At 61.0% G+C, this 14,072-nt stretch carries 14 protein-coding genes; 6 read left to right on the forward strand and 8 right to left on the reverse strand.

Annotated features, from left to right (window positions below):
- Positions 1–2: 2 nt before the first annotated feature.
- From CW354_RS06025 to CW354_RS06035, 3 genes are all read right to left on the reverse strand, one after another.
- The gene (locus CW354_RS06025; protein WP_104829148.1) at positions 3–440 is read right to left on the reverse strand and encodes a thermonuclease family protein; all 438 of its coding nucleotides are present in this window, start codon (positions 438–440) and stop codon (positions 3–5) included.
- A gap of 145 nt (positions 441–585) precedes the next feature.
- On the reverse strand, positions 586–1,821 hold the full coding sequence (locus CW354_RS06030) for an NHL repeat-containing protein (protein WP_108723950.1): 1,236 nt from the start codon (positions 1,819–1,821) through the stop codon (positions 586–588).
- Between the two features lie 132 nt (positions 1,822–1,953).
- Entirely contained in the window at positions 1,954–2,169 is a 216-nt protein-coding gene (locus tag CW354_RS06035; RefSeq protein ID WP_104829149.1) for a DUF1674 domain-containing protein, read from the reverse strand.
- 70 nt (positions 2,170–2,239) lie between these two features.
- Here CW354_RS06035 and htpX point away from each other — a divergent pair, with 70 nt between their 5' ends.
- Positions 2,240–3,160, forward strand: coding sequence for a zinc metalloprotease HtpX (gene htpX / locus CW354_RS06040; protein WP_104829150.1), 921 nt, complete (start codon positions 2,240–2,242; stop codon positions 3,158–3,160).
- Positions 3,161–3,166: 6 nt separating this feature from the next.
- Here the strand turns inward: htpX and CW354_RS06045 are convergent, their stop codons facing one another.
- From CW354_RS06045 to CW354_RS06060, 4 genes are all read right to left on the reverse strand, one after another.
- Positions 3,167–3,961, reverse strand: coding sequence for an FkbM family methyltransferase (locus CW354_RS06045; protein ID WP_104829151.1), 795 nt, complete (start codon positions 3,959–3,961; stop codon positions 3,167–3,169).
- Between the two features lie 77 nt (positions 3,962–4,038).
- Positions 4,039–4,578 carry a methylated-DNA--[protein]-cysteine S-methyltransferase gene (locus CW354_RS06050; protein ID WP_104830008.1) on the reverse strand — a complete coding sequence of 180 codons (540 nt, stop codon included), beginning with the start codon at positions 4,576–4,578 and terminating at the stop codon, positions 4,039–4,041.
- Positions 4,579–4,732: 154 nt separating this feature from the next.
- Positions 4,733–5,338, reverse strand: coding sequence for a VPLPA-CTERM sorting domain-containing protein (locus CW354_RS06055; protein WP_133162200.1), 606 nt, complete (start codon positions 5,336–5,338; stop codon positions 4,733–4,735).
- Between the two features lie 126 nt (positions 5,339–5,464).
- Positions 5,465–6,493, reverse strand: a complete 1,029-nt coding sequence (locus CW354_RS06060; RefSeq protein WP_104829153.1) for a glycosyltransferase family 2 protein — start codon at positions 6,491–6,493, stop codon at positions 5,465–5,467.
- 123 nt (positions 6,494–6,616) lie between these two features.
- On the opposite strand from CW354_RS06060, the gene CW354_RS23315 reads away from it, so the two are divergent.
- Together CW354_RS23315 and CW354_RS06070 are read left to right on the forward strand one after the other, a co-directional pair.
- Positions 6,617–7,597 (forward strand): hypothetical protein, encoded by a 981-nt coding sequence (locus tag CW354_RS23315; protein ID WP_165793551.1) that lies wholly within the window; start codon positions 6,617–6,619, stop codon positions 7,595–7,597.
- Positions 7,594–8,337 (forward strand): class I SAM-dependent methyltransferase, encoded by a 744-nt coding sequence (locus CW354_RS06070; RefSeq protein ID WP_165793552.1) that lies wholly within the window; start codon positions 7,594–7,596, stop codon positions 8,335–8,337. The genes CW354_RS23315 and CW354_RS06070 overlap by 4 nt, the downstream gene beginning before the upstream one ends.
- Here CW354_RS06070 and CW354_RS06075 read toward each other — a convergent pair.
- Entirely contained in the window at positions 8,334–9,458 is a 1,125-nt protein-coding gene (locus tag CW354_RS06075; protein WP_104829156.1) for a glycosyltransferase, read from the reverse strand. The genes CW354_RS06070 and CW354_RS06075 overlap by 4 nt on opposite strands.
- A 314-nt stretch (positions 9,459–9,772) precedes the next feature.
- On the opposite strand from CW354_RS06075, the gene CW354_RS06080 reads away from it, so the two are divergent.
- The 3 genes from CW354_RS06080 to CW354_RS23320 all read left to right on the forward strand — a co-directional run bounded on the left by CW354_RS06080 (position 9,773) and on the right by CW354_RS23320 (position 14,069).
- Entirely contained in the window at positions 9,773–11,788 is a 2,016-nt protein-coding gene (locus CW354_RS06080; RefSeq protein ID WP_104829157.1) for an ArnT family glycosyltransferase, read from the forward strand.
- The gene (locus CW354_RS06085) at positions 11,785–13,713 is read left to right on the forward strand and encodes an ArnT family glycosyltransferase (RefSeq protein WP_104829158.1); all 1,929 of its coding nucleotides are present in this window, start codon (positions 11,785–11,787) and stop codon (positions 13,711–13,713) included. Before CW354_RS06080 ends, CW354_RS06085 begins: the two co-directional genes overlap by 4 nt.
- 197 nt (positions 13,714–13,910) lie before the next feature.
- Positions 13,911–14,069 (forward strand): hypothetical protein, encoded by a 159-nt coding sequence (locus CW354_RS23320; protein ID WP_165793553.1) that lies wholly within the window; start codon positions 13,911–13,913, stop codon positions 14,067–14,069.
- Positions 14,070–14,072: the final 3 nt, after the last annotated feature.

Below are 14,072 nucleotides of genomic sequence, written 5' to 3' on the forward strand. Positions count from 1 at the left end.
CCTCAAGAGCCCGGGCGGTTCAAGGCGGCGGAAGCGCACCAGTCCTTGCGCCCGCCGCTGACGGCAAGACCCGCCGCCGTCAACGCGCGTGCGAGATCGGCGCCGTTCGCCTCGATGCGGGCGACGACGCGGCCCGCATATTTGCCCTGTTCGATGTCTTCAAGACGCGCTTCGCCGCCGCTCAGAAACACTTCTACAAAGTTTTTGGCCTTAAGGGCGCGCGCGCGTTCGGCGTCGCATTTCGGTCGAAACAGCTCCGGCGCGTCGACGCCGGCAAGACGCACCGATACGAGGATTTCCTGATCGAGCCAGATGGCGACGCGCATTTTCACCGTGTCGCCGTCGATCACCCGCTCCACGCGGGCTTTTGCGGGCCCGTCAAAACCCGCAGCGGCGGCCGGCGGCGCCAGCACCAGGAAAAGCGCAACTATCCATCGCATATACACGCATAAGTAGCATGTTTATTATTTGTTCTCAAAATAAGTGTATTACACTTTTTCAAATCTATACTTAAATAATACTGTTTATTGCTTATCTGGTTTATAGCGCCAAACCCGCGCCGGGCCTCATGCCGATGGACGCGGCTTACTCGACGCCGGTGAAGATGAATTTCTGCACCCGGCGGCCGGTGCTCACTTCGCTCGTATAGAGATTGCCGTCGCTGTCGACGCCGATGCTGTGGAGCCAGATGAACTCGCCCGGATAACGGCCGTTGCGGCCGACGGCGCCGAGAAACTCATAAGTCTTTGCATCGAGAATCCAGACCTGGCCGTTCATCATGTCGGAGACATACATGAATTCTTTATCCGGCGAGAAGGCGACGTCGGATACGGTGCGCGTGCCGCCGGTTTCCGGCGCAAAGACAATGTCCTGAATGAAAACCGTCTCGCCGTCTTCGTTGGTTTCGAAAACCTGCAAGCGGTTGTTGCGCCGGTCGCAGACATAAAGGCGCTCATCCGGGCCTTTGACAAGACAATGCACGATGTCGCCGAAGGTCTTCGACGCCGGATCGGCGCCGCCATCGGCGTTGCTCGACGCCTGGCTTTGATCGAAGGCGCCTGCGCGCGTTTCGTCGTCGGGCGACGAAGCATAAGCGCCCCAGAAGCGCGTGAAGTCGCCTTCCTCGCCGAAACCGATAATGCGCTTGTTGATATAGCCGTCAGCGATGAGGATTTCGCCGTCATCGCTGTCATAGGCGATGTCCGCGGGATTGCCGAGGGTTGCGCGGTCGTAATTGCCGCGCGTCTCGCCGCGCCTGCCGATGGCGCGAATGAAGTCGCCGTCACCGGTGAAGTTCAAGACCACATGGTCGCCGTCGCCATTGCCGCCGATCCAGACCGAGCCTTCCTCATCGACAAATAGTCCGTGCACGTTGGACGGCCATTGCGGCTCGCCGTCGATCTCGGGCGCCAGCGCCGGACCGCCCCAAGCGTCGAGGAGTTCGCCGTCCTGCGCGAATTTCATGACATGGGGCGCCGGCCGGCAGCACACGGCGATGGGCGGGTCCTGCGCCAGCCCGGTGTCGGAAAAGCCGAGGGAGTTCGGGCGCTGCAGGATCCAGACATTGTCTTCGCCGTCGACGGCGAGCCCTGGGATCTGGCCGAGCATGAGATCGTCGGGGAGGTCCGGCCAGCCGGCGTCGACGACAAAGCGCGGGATCGGCCGGTCGGTGAATTGCTGGATATGCGCCTCGACATGGCCGGCTGGCAGGTCCGGCGCCTCTTCGGCGCGCGCTTCAGACGCCGTCTCTGCGCAGCCGGCAATCGCCCCGTAAGCCGCCAGCAACGCCGTCCTGAAACCGCCTGGACCCTGAAGCTGCATAATCCCGCCTTTCGCCTTGTCTCGGACGCACGAAATCTTAACGGCGCTGCATACGCGCAGCCAAGCAGGATCGGACGGCGCCACGGCCTATATGGATAACAGTTGCGAGAGGAGGAACCGGACCGGCGCGGCCTAAAAATCCACCGCGCGCCCGCCGCGCTCCCAGTCGCCATAGCGGGTCGGCTCTTCGCCCTTCGGCCCCCCAAGTTCTTTGGCCAGCTCCTTGGGCCGCTTGCCGGTGTTCGCGGCCTCGCTCGCCGCCTGGCGGCGCGCCTCGGCCTCGGCGAGGGCGCGCTGCGCCGCGGGCGGCAGGTCTTTGCGGGAAGAGGTTTCGGTTTCGTCAGCCATATTGAAGCCACGCCTTTCAGCTCTACATATAAGCCTTCGAATTCTTCGTGAAAAGGACGGTATCCGAACCATGAACACGCTTCGCACCGGCATGCTGCTTGCGGCGCTGACCGCGCTTTTCATGGGCGTCGGCTATATGCTCGGCGGCGGCGCCGGCATGGCGCTCGCCTTCCTGTTCGCGGCGGGAACGAACCTCTTCGCCTACTGGAATTCGGACAAGATGGTCCTCAAAATGTACAAGGCCCAGGAGGTGGACGGGTCCCACGCCTCCGGCGCGGTGCGACGCTACGCCGAGATCGTGCAAGGCCTCGCCGCGCGCGCGGAGCTGCCCGAGCCCAGAATTTACATCATCGACAATCCCCAGCCCAACGCCTTCGCCACGGGCCGCAATCCGCAGAACGCCGCCGTCGCCGCGACCACCGGACTTCTCCAGATGCTCACGGACGAAGAAGTCGCGGGCGTCATGGCCCACGAACTCGCGCATGTGAAAAACCGCGACACGCTGACCATGACGGTGACTGCGACCATCGCCGGCGCCATCACCATGCTGGCGAATTTCGCGCTCTTTTTCGGCGGCAACCGCAATAATGGCGGCGGGCTGATCGGCGCGCTAGCGATCATGATCCTCGCCCCCATGGCGGCCGCGCTCGTCCAGATGGCGATCAGCCGCGGCCGCGAATATGAAGCCGACAAGGGCGGCGCGGAAATCTGCGGCCACCCCGAATGGCTCGCCTCGGCGCTGGCGAAAATCTCGAACGGCGCGGCGCAGATCCCCAACATGACCGCCGAGCGCCACCCCGAAACCGGGCAGCTGATGATCATCAATCCGCTGGCGGGCATGCGCGCCGACAAGCTGTTTTCCACCCACCCGGCGACGCAGGACCGCATCGACCGGCTGATGGAGATGGCGGGGATGAGCGGGCACGTGCAAGCAGCGCCGGAAGGCTTTTCGCAACAAGGCGAACCCCGCCGCAAAGGCCCGTGGGGTTAAGACAAGTCAGGCGCGGCCTTTTTCTACAGGGAAATCTTCCATGCGCGAGGACGGCAACGCAAACCAGTTTCGCGCCGATCCCGGCGGCGCTTCATGGAATCGCCTTTCGTTTCCGTCCCAAAGGAAAAAGCGGTAGCCAAAATCACTGAGAAACGCCTGACAAGCGTCGGCGGTAGGGTTGTTTTCAACCATTAAAACCGGCGCACTCTCGCGAAGGGTTTCCCGCATGCCTTTAAGCACACCGAGTTCGCGCCCCTCAACGTCGATTTTCACCGCGTCGGGACGCAGGCCCAAAGCGTCGAATACGCCGATCTCCACCGACTGTTCAGCGACGCTCCCTTTTTGACCGGTTTCGCGCGCGAGCGCCTCAGCCTGTTCAGCCGCGGCGGCGGCGCTGAGACTTGCTCGGGTTGTCACCGGCAACCCGCCGATACAGGGAACGTAAAGCGGCAACATTCCTTCCCTGTCAGCGAGCCCAATCTTATGGAAATCGAATCGTGCGCCAAGCATGCCTTTGATAAAATCGAGATCGGGCCAAAGCTGCGGGTTGGGTTCGAAAGAAAGAATCCGAAATCCTGGGCAGTGAACGGCGAAGGCGACCGCCGATTGCCCGCCATTCGCGCCGATATCAACGACAAGGCCGCCGGCGCTTTTTTTCAGCCCCTTGAAAGCGCGAAAATCCGGCTCGTCCGGCGAGCGCGCAACGAATTGCGCGGCAAGGAGGGCGCGGCGCAAATATCCGTAAATACGCGGATTTTTGATCGTCTTGCGCAGGCAAGTATTGATCGCAGCGCTCTGCATGAGCGGACCTCCCGAAAAAAGCTGATTTAAGGTTAAGTATTTTCTTTTCAGTTAACGCGGAAATCCGGAAAACCAAATCAAAACGCGTCGAATAGATCCGGCGCGAGCGCGCCTTCGATTTTCAACAGCCTGCGTTTCAATTCCGCCCCGCCCGGCGCGGAAAAGCCGGTCATGGCGCCGGACGCGCCGACAATGCGATGGCACGGCACGACAATCGGAAACGGATTGCGGCCCAGCGCCTGTCCCACGCGCCTTGACTGCGCCACATCGCCCAGCGCTTTCGCCAGATCGCCATAAGTCTTCGCCTCGCCCGGCCTGATCTCGACCGACAACGCATAAACCCGGCGCTCGAAATCGCCGACGCCCTCAAGATCGAGTTTGGCGTAAGAAAGATCGCGCTTTTCGCCTTCGAACAGCGCAACGATGTCTTCGATCAACGCGGCGATCTCTCGCGGCGGCTCGGCCTCGGCGGCGCCGGGCGCGCGCCGCCGCAGACGCCCGCGGGTTTCCTCGTCGCTCGCTTCGGGAAAGCTGACGGCGCGCAGGCCGTCCGGCCCCCAAGCGATCCCGCAGCGGCCGAGGGCCGTGTCGAAAAGAGCAAGCGAATAGCCCGTCATCTGCTGAAAGTAGCATGGATTCGAGAAACCCGGCGCCCGGAAGTTGCGGCGAGCATCGCAACGCCTGACCATCCAAGAAAAAGGGTGGCCGGAAACCGGACCGCCCTTGAATTTCTGGGCCAAGCTGAGCTTGCCCTATGATCTTGCCTTCAAGCTAAGCGGCTTTTTTCCTGCCGCGCAAGAAGCCGAGACCGCCAAGTCCCGCCAGGAACAGCGGAAACGCCGCGGGCAGCGGCACGTCGCTGACATCGCCAACCACAGCCGTGAATGTGATGTCCGTCCCAACGCTTGCAAATTCAAGCACGCCGCCGTCCGTCAATACCGCAGACACAGCCCATTGGAGGAAGTTGCCGCCTCCCGTTGACGGGCCGATGGACGTCGTCAGGTCATACGCGCCTAAGCCTGCCGGACCGTTCAGAAGATCCGCGCCGTTGAGACCGCCGTTTGCGCTGCGGCTGAATCCGACAAAACCGTTATTCACGAAGGTGCGCGTCGGCGAAATAAAGTCGAAAACGCCTAAACCATCGATGGCGATCGACGCAGCCAGGTGTTCGACAGCATAAGTGCCGCCGCCAACATCAACGATATCATCCGTATCCGCCGCCGCTGTGATGACGATTGCTCCCCCATCGAAAGCTGCGCCGTCCAGCGTTCCGCCGCCGGAAGTCGCCTCGTGAGTGAAGGTAATAGGAGCGGCGTGCGCCGCCGAGAACATCGCAAGCGCGAAAAACACAGAAATGGCAGAGAATACTTTTGACACAACAACCCCCGTTTTTTGATCACTTCCACCTTATGTAGACACAATAAGGCGAAGTCAATCAGAGGCTGGAAACTCTTCCTTTGTGCGCCCCCGCAACGCGTTACACCCGCAAAACGGGCGCCATCCCTAGGCGCCTGTCCGAGCGCGGATCGCTTTCAGCTCTTCGCGCAGCTTTTCAATGGGAAGCCGCTTTTTCGACGCATCGCGCCCCTCCATCGCATATTCGATCTTGCGCACGCGCTCCAGCGTCAGTTCCAGCAATTGCCGGTTATAAGCGACAAGATCGGCGATCAGCGCGAACATGGCGGAAACGGCGCCGATCATCATGATGACGCCGCCGATGATCAGCGACTGGATCATGCCCTCGCCGTCGCCGGCAAAATAGTGGATGAGAAAGCGCACCACCGGCACGGCGCCCATAACCATCATGGCGAGGCCGAGCAGCGCGAAAATTTTCAGCGGCTCATACATCGCATAGGCGCGCAGCATGGTGCGGCCGGTGCGCATGAGAAAATGCGGAATGGAGCGGAAAAGACGCGAGGGCCGCTCCACCTTGTTGGTGCGGACCGGCACGGAGGCAATGCGCAACCGCCGCCGCCCCGCCTGAATGAGCGTTTCGGTGGTGTAGGAAAAACTCGAGCGCACGGTCATGCCCATAGCCGCCTGGCGCGAAAAGGCGCGAAAGCCGCTCACCGCATCGGCGATCTCGGCGTTCGCGAGCGCGCTGACGACGCCGCTCCCGGCTTTTTGCAGGCGCTTCTTCAAGGGCGAAAAATGTTCGATGGCGTCCGTCTGGCGGTCGCCGACGACGATGTCCGCCTTGTTGTCGAGGACCGGACGCACCAGCGCCGCCACATCCGCGCCGCAATACTGGTTGTCGCCGTCGGTGTTGACGATGATGTCGGCGCCGAGCCGCAAGGCGGCGTCGAGCCCGCGCTGAAAACTCTGGGCGAGACCGCGATTGCCGCCATTGCAGACCACGTGATCGGCGCCCGCGGCCTTCGCCGCCTCCGCCGTCCCGTCGGTCGACCCGTCATCAATGACCAGAATCTCGATCACGTCGACGCCGTTGATCGCGCGCGGCAACTCGGCGATGGTCGCCGCAATGGTTTCCGCTTCGTTAAGACAGGGGATCTGGATGATGAGTTTTGTCATAAGGGGGGCGCCGCCGCCAGCGTTTCGAACGAACCTCCGACAAGCTTTATCTAACAAGCTTAACCATGCGTAAATCTACAGCTCCTAGCTTTCTACAAAGGCCCGGAAGGGAAGACTAACCAAATGAGCATCCCGTCAGTCCGCGAGGGGCGCGACCTTAACGCTGTCCGCACCGCGCTGCAGCAAGGCGCTCGGGCGCATGCATGCGCGCTGTTCGCCGGCGCCGCGCCCCGCATCGGTTTTTTCCGGCAAGCCGCATTCCCAAAAAGACTCCGCGCCATCATTTACGCCGGAGCCATGCTGCTCCTTATCGCAGGCGTCATTATTGCTTTTCGCGCCTTACCCGAAAACGTCTCCCTAGAACATCCCGTCTATGGCTGGCTTGTGTTCGCCGCTATCGCGCCTGCAATCATCGTTATGAACACGCTGGAAACCCAGTTAAGCGCATACATTCTCGGCGTGCGTTTCGGTTGGATCAGCGCCCTCAGAATCTCCGTTTTGTCCAGCGCCGCAAACGTGCTTCCGCTTCCCGGCGGTCCCGTGCTGCGCGCGGCGGCGCTGAAAACGCTTGGCGTAAAATTCACATCTAGCGGGGCGCTTATTTCGGCGATGACAACGCTCTGGCTCGGTCTCGTCTTTATTTACGCAGGCGGCGCATTAACACTGCATGGAAACAGCATCGCATTTGGCGTTCTCTTCATGTCCATTGGCGCAATCAGTCTCGCCGCCGCCGCCTTATGGCTGCGTCATCTTTCCTGCTCCACAGCTCAAATTCTGCTGATCGGCGCCCTAAAGCTCACAACAAGCATTATCGGCGTCATCGGTCTATGGTGGACTTTCGCGCTATTGGGCGCTTTCCCAGGCTTTATCGAAGTGTCAGTGTTTTCGGTTTCCGCAATCAGCGGCATTGTTGTCTCTTTCGTGCCCGCCGGACTGGGCGTCACGGAAATAGCATCGGCGGCGATGGCGACCATGGTTTCAATCTCGCCGGCGCTCGCCTTTCTCGCCGCCGCGGCCTTTCGGATCATCTGGCTGGCCTTTCTCCTCCCGCTCGCCGCCTTTTTCGCCTTGACGGGGGCGCGACACAAAGGGCGAATTTTATGACGACTTCCACTTTCACCGACAATACGATCAATCGGGAAACGCACGCCGTCACGGGCGCGCACTCCCGGCTAAAAAAAGCGCGCAAGATGGAAATGCTGATCGCTCCTTATGCGAAGATCAGCGGCGCAAAAATCCTTGATATCGGCGCAGGGAGCGGCGAGATCACAAACTACTTTGCAGCGCAAGCAGGCCCTCAAGGCGAAGTCGTCGGCATCGACGCGGTCAATCAGCTTTGCGGCGAGTTCGATTTTCGCTTCGAACTTGCGGAAGGAACGGCGATTCCCTGCGAAACCGGCGTGTTCGACATCGTCATGTCGAACCATGTCATCGAGCATGTGGGCGCGCACAGGCATCAAGCGCGCCATTTAAGCGAAATCTGGCGGGTTCTTAAAAAGGACGGGGTTCTCTATCTCGCTTTTCCAAACCGGTGGGGCCTCGTGGAGCCTCATTATAGACTGCCCTTTCTCAGTTGGCTGCCGAAACGTGTCGCCGATTTTTATGTCGCGCTGAGCGGGCGGGGCGAGGCTTATGACTGCGACCTGTTAAGCCGCGGCGACGTCATGAAGCTCAGCCTTCCGCTATTTGAGATACACGATGAAACAAAAGCCGCGCTCAAGATTTATATCGCAACGGAATTGACCGGCCTGAAACGCATTGCGGCGAATTTTGCGTCGCGATTTCCCTATCCGCTCCTCCGTCCTTTCATCCCGACGATCATCTTCGTGTGCAAACCGCGTTAGACGTTTGGCCGGATCAGCTTGCCGACAAAACTGTCCCAACTCATTTCCCCGCGAATCCGGCCGAGCCCCTCCTTCATCGCTTGACAATCTTCCGGCGTAATGCGGCTGAACAAGGTCGCGAGTTCGTCGCTCGACCCCACCGGGAACACCCAGCCAGTCTCGTCATTTCGGACCACCTCAACCAGCCCCGGAAGATCCGAAGCGATCACCGGCCGTCCATACCGATACGATAATGGCGCGACGCCAGTTCCCGAGACCGACCGGTAGGGAAGCAACACGGCATCCGCACGATTGAAATATTCCGCCGCTTCCTGATCGCTGACGTAACGGTCGACAATCTCCACAAGATCGCGAAGGCCGCCTTCTTCGATTAGCGCATCATAACGCGCCCGGGCTTCCCAGAACTCGCCAACCACGCTGAGTTTTACGTCCCGTCGATTGGCGCGGGCGAGCGCCTCAAGCGCGATGTCCAGGCCTTTGTAGGGGCGCACCAAGCCGAAGAACAACAATTCCAGACCAGCACGGCGCGGCCAGTTCTGCACCGGCAGCGGATAATGATCGAAAATAGGATGCGGGCTGACGGCAACAGGCTCGCCCGGAAAAAACCGCCTGACCTCGCTCGCCAAGGCCGCGCCATGCACGATGAAATCGTCCGCATGTTTAAGTTGGCTGTTGCTGAGCCAGGACTTTAACGCCGACGTTTCATGATCGGCGACATTATGAACAACCATAGTCACCCGGATTCCGGCCTTTCTACACAAGGACGCGATACGGCCCAGACAAGGGCCGACGAAAAACGTCCAGGCCGGCATGATTACCTGTGTAGCGCGCCATTCTTTGATCACCCGCGCCGCGCGCGGCCATGTAAGCGGATTGACGGCGTCGATCACATAATCCACAGAAAGGTCATCCGGTCGTTTTACATCCGGCGCATGATCGCTTTCCCCTGGATACAAAATCTTCGGATAAAGCTGGCTGAAAGAAATAACACGGACATCGATTCCTTTCATGCCGCGAAGTGTTTTTGCAATTTGAGTCGTATGCGCTGCAACGCCGCCGCGGAAAGGATCGACGGGGCCCACCACGGCAATTCTATTTTCAGCCCCGCTTTTGCCCGTCATCTGCTCTCGCCATCAAGGCTTCAAATTTGTGAAGGCTTTACACAGTGAAGATGAGCGCAATTTATTTACCCCGCCCGACCGGCCATTGATGAACGATTTAACATTCAATAAGGGCCGCGATCTGCGTCTCTTTCTACATACGCGGAACGAAACAGCACGCCTTTATGAGCCGCATTATCATTCGCTATGCGCCATACTTTGGACGCCGCGCGTTTCACCGATTGTTCACCGCCATCCTGTAGCCTCATCCTTAACAGCCTTTTAACGCGCGCCACGCAGGCGCCGTCTTGAGCCATGTGAGGAACAGCGCGGAGATGACGGAACCGGCTTTCATCGCACCGCATCGATCCGGGCTGACTTTAACTGGCCGCATCGCGCTTCCGGCGCTTGCACTTGTCCTCGCCGCCGTCGCCTTTCTCGTCCCGCCCATGCCGTTCATCACCGACGGGGCGGTGTATGCCGAGATGGCGCAGGCCATGGCCGGGCATGGCTGGCTTCACATTGCGGAAAATGGCGGCGTCGAAGGCGCGCCGGCCCTGCAAAAATGGCTGACGGTCGTTTACGACGGCAAGGTCTATCCGCAATATCCGAGCGGCTACGCCCTCATCGCCGCGCCTTTTTACTTGGCCTTCGGCATGAGAGGGCTTTTGCTCCTGAACGCCCTGGCGAGCGCGCTCGCCCTGGCCATGACCTTTCAGCTTTGCCGGCGGCTCTGGAACGACCGCGCCGTCGCCTTCGCGGCGTCGGCGCTTTTGGGCGGCGCAACTTATCTGTCGACATACGCCTTCGCCATTTGGCCCCATGCGCTTGCGCTCGTCTTTTATCTCGGCGCGGCGCTAGCCGCCGTCGAAGGCGCCGGCGCGCAGGGACGCGAGAGGCGTCTTGGGTGGATGGCCGCAAGCGGGCTTTTCATCGGTCTTGGCGTCAATATCCGCGTCGACATGATTCTCGCCCTGCCCGCTGTCCTTTTATGGCTGCGCCTGTTCGTCCTGCCGAAAGAGCGCGCGGCGGCCGCCGCCGTCCTTGTCGGGACGCTGCCGGGGCTTGCGCTGTCCGCCTGGTTCAACTGGATGAAATTCGGCCGGGCGAGTCCGTTTTCCTATGGCAGTGACGGCGGCTTCACCAATGCATCCCACTATCTCGCCGTCGCGCTCGCGGCGGGCCTCGTTCTCGCCGGTCTCCTGCTCGTCAACCTGCCAGGCGCCTTGCAGGCGCTGCGGCGGCGCCCGAAACCTGCGCTTTTCGGCGGCGCGGGCCTTCTTCTTGTCCTTGCCGCACTGGCCTGGCCTCTTGTCTGGCCGACCTTGCGCGGGCTCTGGGTGCTCGTCGTCGACCTGCAAGCCTTGCAGCCAAAATATTTCCGGAATGGGGTCGGCTATGACGCCTATGGGCATCTTCTTTTCTGGAACTTTCCAAAGCGGGCGCTTTTGCAAAGCGCGCCTTTTTTTGCGCTGGCCGTCATACCCGTCATAGGATTTTTCCGCGGCCGGAATGTGGGGCCATGCGCCCTTTGCCTGTTGTTCGCCGCAGCGCCGATCGTCTTTTACGCGCAGAATGAATGGCATGGCGGGGGCGGCTATAATATGCGCTATTTCACGCCCGCCCTGCCTTTCCTGTCGATATTGACCGCAGACGGGCTGGTCCGGCTTTTGCGCAAGGCGGACGCGCCGGCGGCCCGGATGCGTCTGTTCGCCTTCGCCGCCGCCGCCGCCGGTTTCACCGCCTTTCTGTTCGCTGATGAAATATCCCGCGCGCATGCGGCCCTGCGCGCGCCGCTTGCCCTCTATCCGCAACTTATCCTTTTCGCACTGCTCGCCGCCGCCGCGGCGCGGCTCGCCCTGGCGGCGCAAACGCAAAAACGCGCGTCGGCCGGCGCAGCGGTCTTTGCTTTTTTCGTCATCGGCTATGGCGCCGGCGTCAGCTTGCTCGACACGGTCGCCACGGTGAAAACGCGCCTTGGCCAGCAGGACATGGCGGCGGCGATCGCCGACGCTGTTCCCGCGAATGCGTTGATCCTGAGCGAATGGCAAACCATCGACATTCTCGCCGAAGACAAAGGCGCGGCCGTGATGGAGGTTTATGACGAAACGCGCGAAGACGCCGCCGAGGCGGCGGACGCCTTCGCCAGGGCGGGACGTTGCGTTTACTTTCAAGGCGAACGAGTGCGCGACGCCATGGCCGGGCTTTTGAAAGAGCGCGCCGTTTCGACAGCGCCGGTCCGCCTTGCGTCAACTCGTTTTTCCGACGACTTGCGCGTCGATTTTTACGGACTGGCGGATCAGGCTGATCGTTGCGCCTTAAAATCCGCGCCTGACGGGAGGGCGCCTTGAAACCGCCGGCCGTATTCGCCGTCATCATCCTTGTTCTCGCCGCCGGCGCTTTTCTGGCGCCCGGCGCGGCGTTTATCATCGACGGCGGCGTTTACGCCGACATGGCGAAGGCCATGGCCGAAAACGGCGCCCTTCATATCGGCGGCAATGGCGGGGTCGAGGGCGCGCCGGCGCTGACGAAATTTCTCACCGCTCCGCGCAACGGCCTTGTTTATCCGCAATATCCGAGCGGCTACGCCATTCTGGCCGCGCCGTTTTACATGGCCTTCGGCATTCACGGCCTGATGCTGATGAACGCGCTTTCCTTCGGCGCGTGCCTGTTTCTCACCTTCCGGCTCGCCGAGCGGTTTTACGATAGGCGCGTTGCAAAGCTCGCTGCAGCGATTTTAGCCTTCGCCACTTTTGCGCCCACATACGTCTTTCCGGTCTGGCCGCATATGCTCTCCCTCGTCTTCTGGCTCGGCGCCTTTTACATGGCGGTGAAGGCGCAAGAGGCCGGAATGCATAAATCCGTATACGGCTATCTCGCACTCGCAGGCGCATTGATAGGCGCCGGGATCAATATCCGCATCGACGTCTTTCTCGCGGCGATTGCGCTGTTTGTCTGGCTTCGCTGTTTTGCGCGCCCTGAAGACCGGCTCGCCCCCCTGGCGCTGGCGCTCGGCGCGGCGCCGGGCCTGTTGCTCGCCGCCTGGTTCAACAGCATCAAATTCGGCGCGTTCACGCCCTTCAGCTATAACAGTTCCGGCGACGCCGCCGATATCGGGCGTTATGCGCTGGTCCTCATCGCCGCAACCGCCGGCATGACCGCGCTCTGGGCGGTCAACGCCAAAAAAGTCGTGCACAAGGCGCACAGCGCTTATGGCGTTCTTCCCATGATCGCTGCTCTTTTCGCCTGCTTCGCCGTTGCACTGCTCGTTGCGCCGTTGCGCGATCTTATCTGGCGCATGGCCAGGGGCGTTTACGTGCTGGTCGTCAATCTTCAGGCGCACAGCGCCTACATCCAGGAAGGCGTAGAACGCAATCAATACGGCCAGCTTCTTTTCTGGGACTATCCCAAAAAGGCGCTTCTCCAGAGCCTCCCCTATCTGCCGCTGATCGCGCTGCCCGCCTTACATTTCCTGCGCGGAAAGAACGCATCCCGCACAGCGCTATGCCTTCTCGCCATCGCCGCGCCCGTCGCTTTTTACGCGCTCAACGAATGGCATGGCGGCGGCAGTTACAATATGCGTTATTTCACGCCGGCCCTGCCGTTCATTGCGATCTTAAGCGCGGCGGCGCTTGCCGAATTGATCGACAAGGCGGGCGGCGCGCCAAGCCGGCAAACTGTGATGCTCATCATGGGCGGCGCGGCGGCCGTTTATACCGCCATGCAGGAACTCGCCAATTCCGCCGACCGCCTTCTCGCGCCCGCCTCGCTTTATCCCCAATGGCTGATCGCCGGCGTTTTGACATTCACGCTCGCCGCTTATCTCCATGCGCGCAAACGCGCGCGCCTTGCGCTGCATGTCTCGCTCGCCGCCCTGGCCTATGCCGGCGCCGTCAATCTCTATGAAGAGATCGGCCATGAAAAAACGCGGGAAGAACAACTCGCCATCGCGCACGACGCCTCAGCGCCGATCCGGCCCGGCGCGCTCGTCCTCTCGCAGTCACCGCTGATGCTCAGACCGGCGGAAAGAAACGGCGCTTTCGTCATGGTCGGCGCGCAGGACACTGTCGACGCCGCCGCGCAAGCGGCAATGGCGTTCCTGAAAGCCGGGCGCTGCGTTTATTTCCATAATCCGGCGCAACTGCGCCTGATTGCGCCGCAGCTCGACGCGCCGGTCAGCGAAGAAATCTTGTGGGCGCCGAGCCGGCGTTTCGGCCGCGACCCGCGGCTCGCCTTTTTCACATTTGAAAGCCGGCGCGCGGATTGCGCATTCTAATCGGCGGCGCTTGCGGCCTCCAATCTGGACGAAAGCGTCGCCGCGCCGCAACCCACAGTTGAAATTCTCGCCCCTTCTGCGCCAGACAGCGCGGAAAACAACTCTTTCAAGCCAATTTGTCATCGATTTTGCACATGCGAAGGCTATGTTCGCGGGTGCAGCATATGCTATAATAGGCTGACTTTGGGGGAAGACGGATGAAAGTTGAGTTCGAATCGGTCCTTTTCGGGGCCGCCTTGCTGGTTCTGGTGATAATTTCGCTTCCCGGCAAAGAGGCCGACAGCGAAGACAATGTTGCGCCCGCCGCTGCGGAGCAGGTTGAAACCTCAGCCGCGGATGACGTCTTGAAGTCTTAGAGC

The organism is Hyphococcus luteus (assembly GCF_002943565.1).
Taxonomy (GTDB): domain Bacteria; phylum Pseudomonadota; class Alphaproteobacteria; order Caulobacterales; family Parvularculaceae; genus Hyphococcus; species Hyphococcus luteus.

Excerpts from the sequence above, each read along its gene's own strand:
- CW354_RS06025 (WP_104829148.1), bottom strand. The coding sequence starts at position 440 with ATGCGATGGATAGTTGCGCTTTTCCTGGTGCTGGCGCCGCCGGCCGCC.
- CW354_RS06030 (WP_108723950.1), bottom strand. The coding sequence starts at position 1,821 with ATGCAGCTTCAGGGTCCAGGCGGTTTCAGGACGGCGTTGCTGGCGGCT.
- CW354_RS06035 (WP_104829149.1), bottom strand. The coding sequence starts at position 2,169 with ATGGCTGACGAAACCGAAACCTCTTCCCGCAAAGACCTGCCGCCCGCG.
- htpX (WP_104829150.1), top strand. The coding sequence starts at position 2,240 with ATGAACACGCTTCGCACCGGCATGCTGCTTGCGGCGCTGACCGCGCTT.
- CW354_RS06045 (WP_104829151.1), bottom strand. The coding sequence starts at position 3,961 with ATGCAGAGCGCTGCGATCAATACTTGCCTGCGCAAGACGATCAAAAAT.
- CW354_RS06050 (WP_104830008.1), bottom strand. The coding sequence starts at position 4,578 with ATGACGGGCTATTCGCTTGCTCTTTTCGACACGGCCCTCGGCCGCTGC.
- CW354_RS06060 (WP_104829153.1), bottom strand. The coding sequence starts at position 6,493 with ATGACAAAACTCATCATCCAGATCCCCTGTCTTAACGAAGCGGAAACC.
- CW354_RS23315 (WP_165793551.1), top strand. The coding sequence starts at position 6,617 with ATGAGCATCCCGTCAGTCCGCGAGGGGCGCGACCTTAACGCTGTCCGC.
- CW354_RS06070 (WP_165793552.1), top strand. The coding sequence starts at position 7,594 with ATGACGACTTCCACTTTCACCGACAATACGATCAATCGGGAAACGCAC.
- CW354_RS06075 (WP_104829156.1), bottom strand. The coding sequence starts at position 9,458 with ATGACGGGCAAAAGCGGGGCTGAAAATAGAATTGCCGTGGTGGGCCCC.
- CW354_RS06080 (WP_104829157.1), top strand. The coding sequence starts at position 9,773 with ATGACGGAACCGGCTTTCATCGCACCGCATCGATCCGGGCTGACTTTA.
- CW354_RS23320 (WP_165793553.1), top strand. The coding sequence starts at position 13,911 with ATGAAAGTTGAGTTCGAATCGGTCCTTTTCGGGGCCGCCTTGCTGGTT.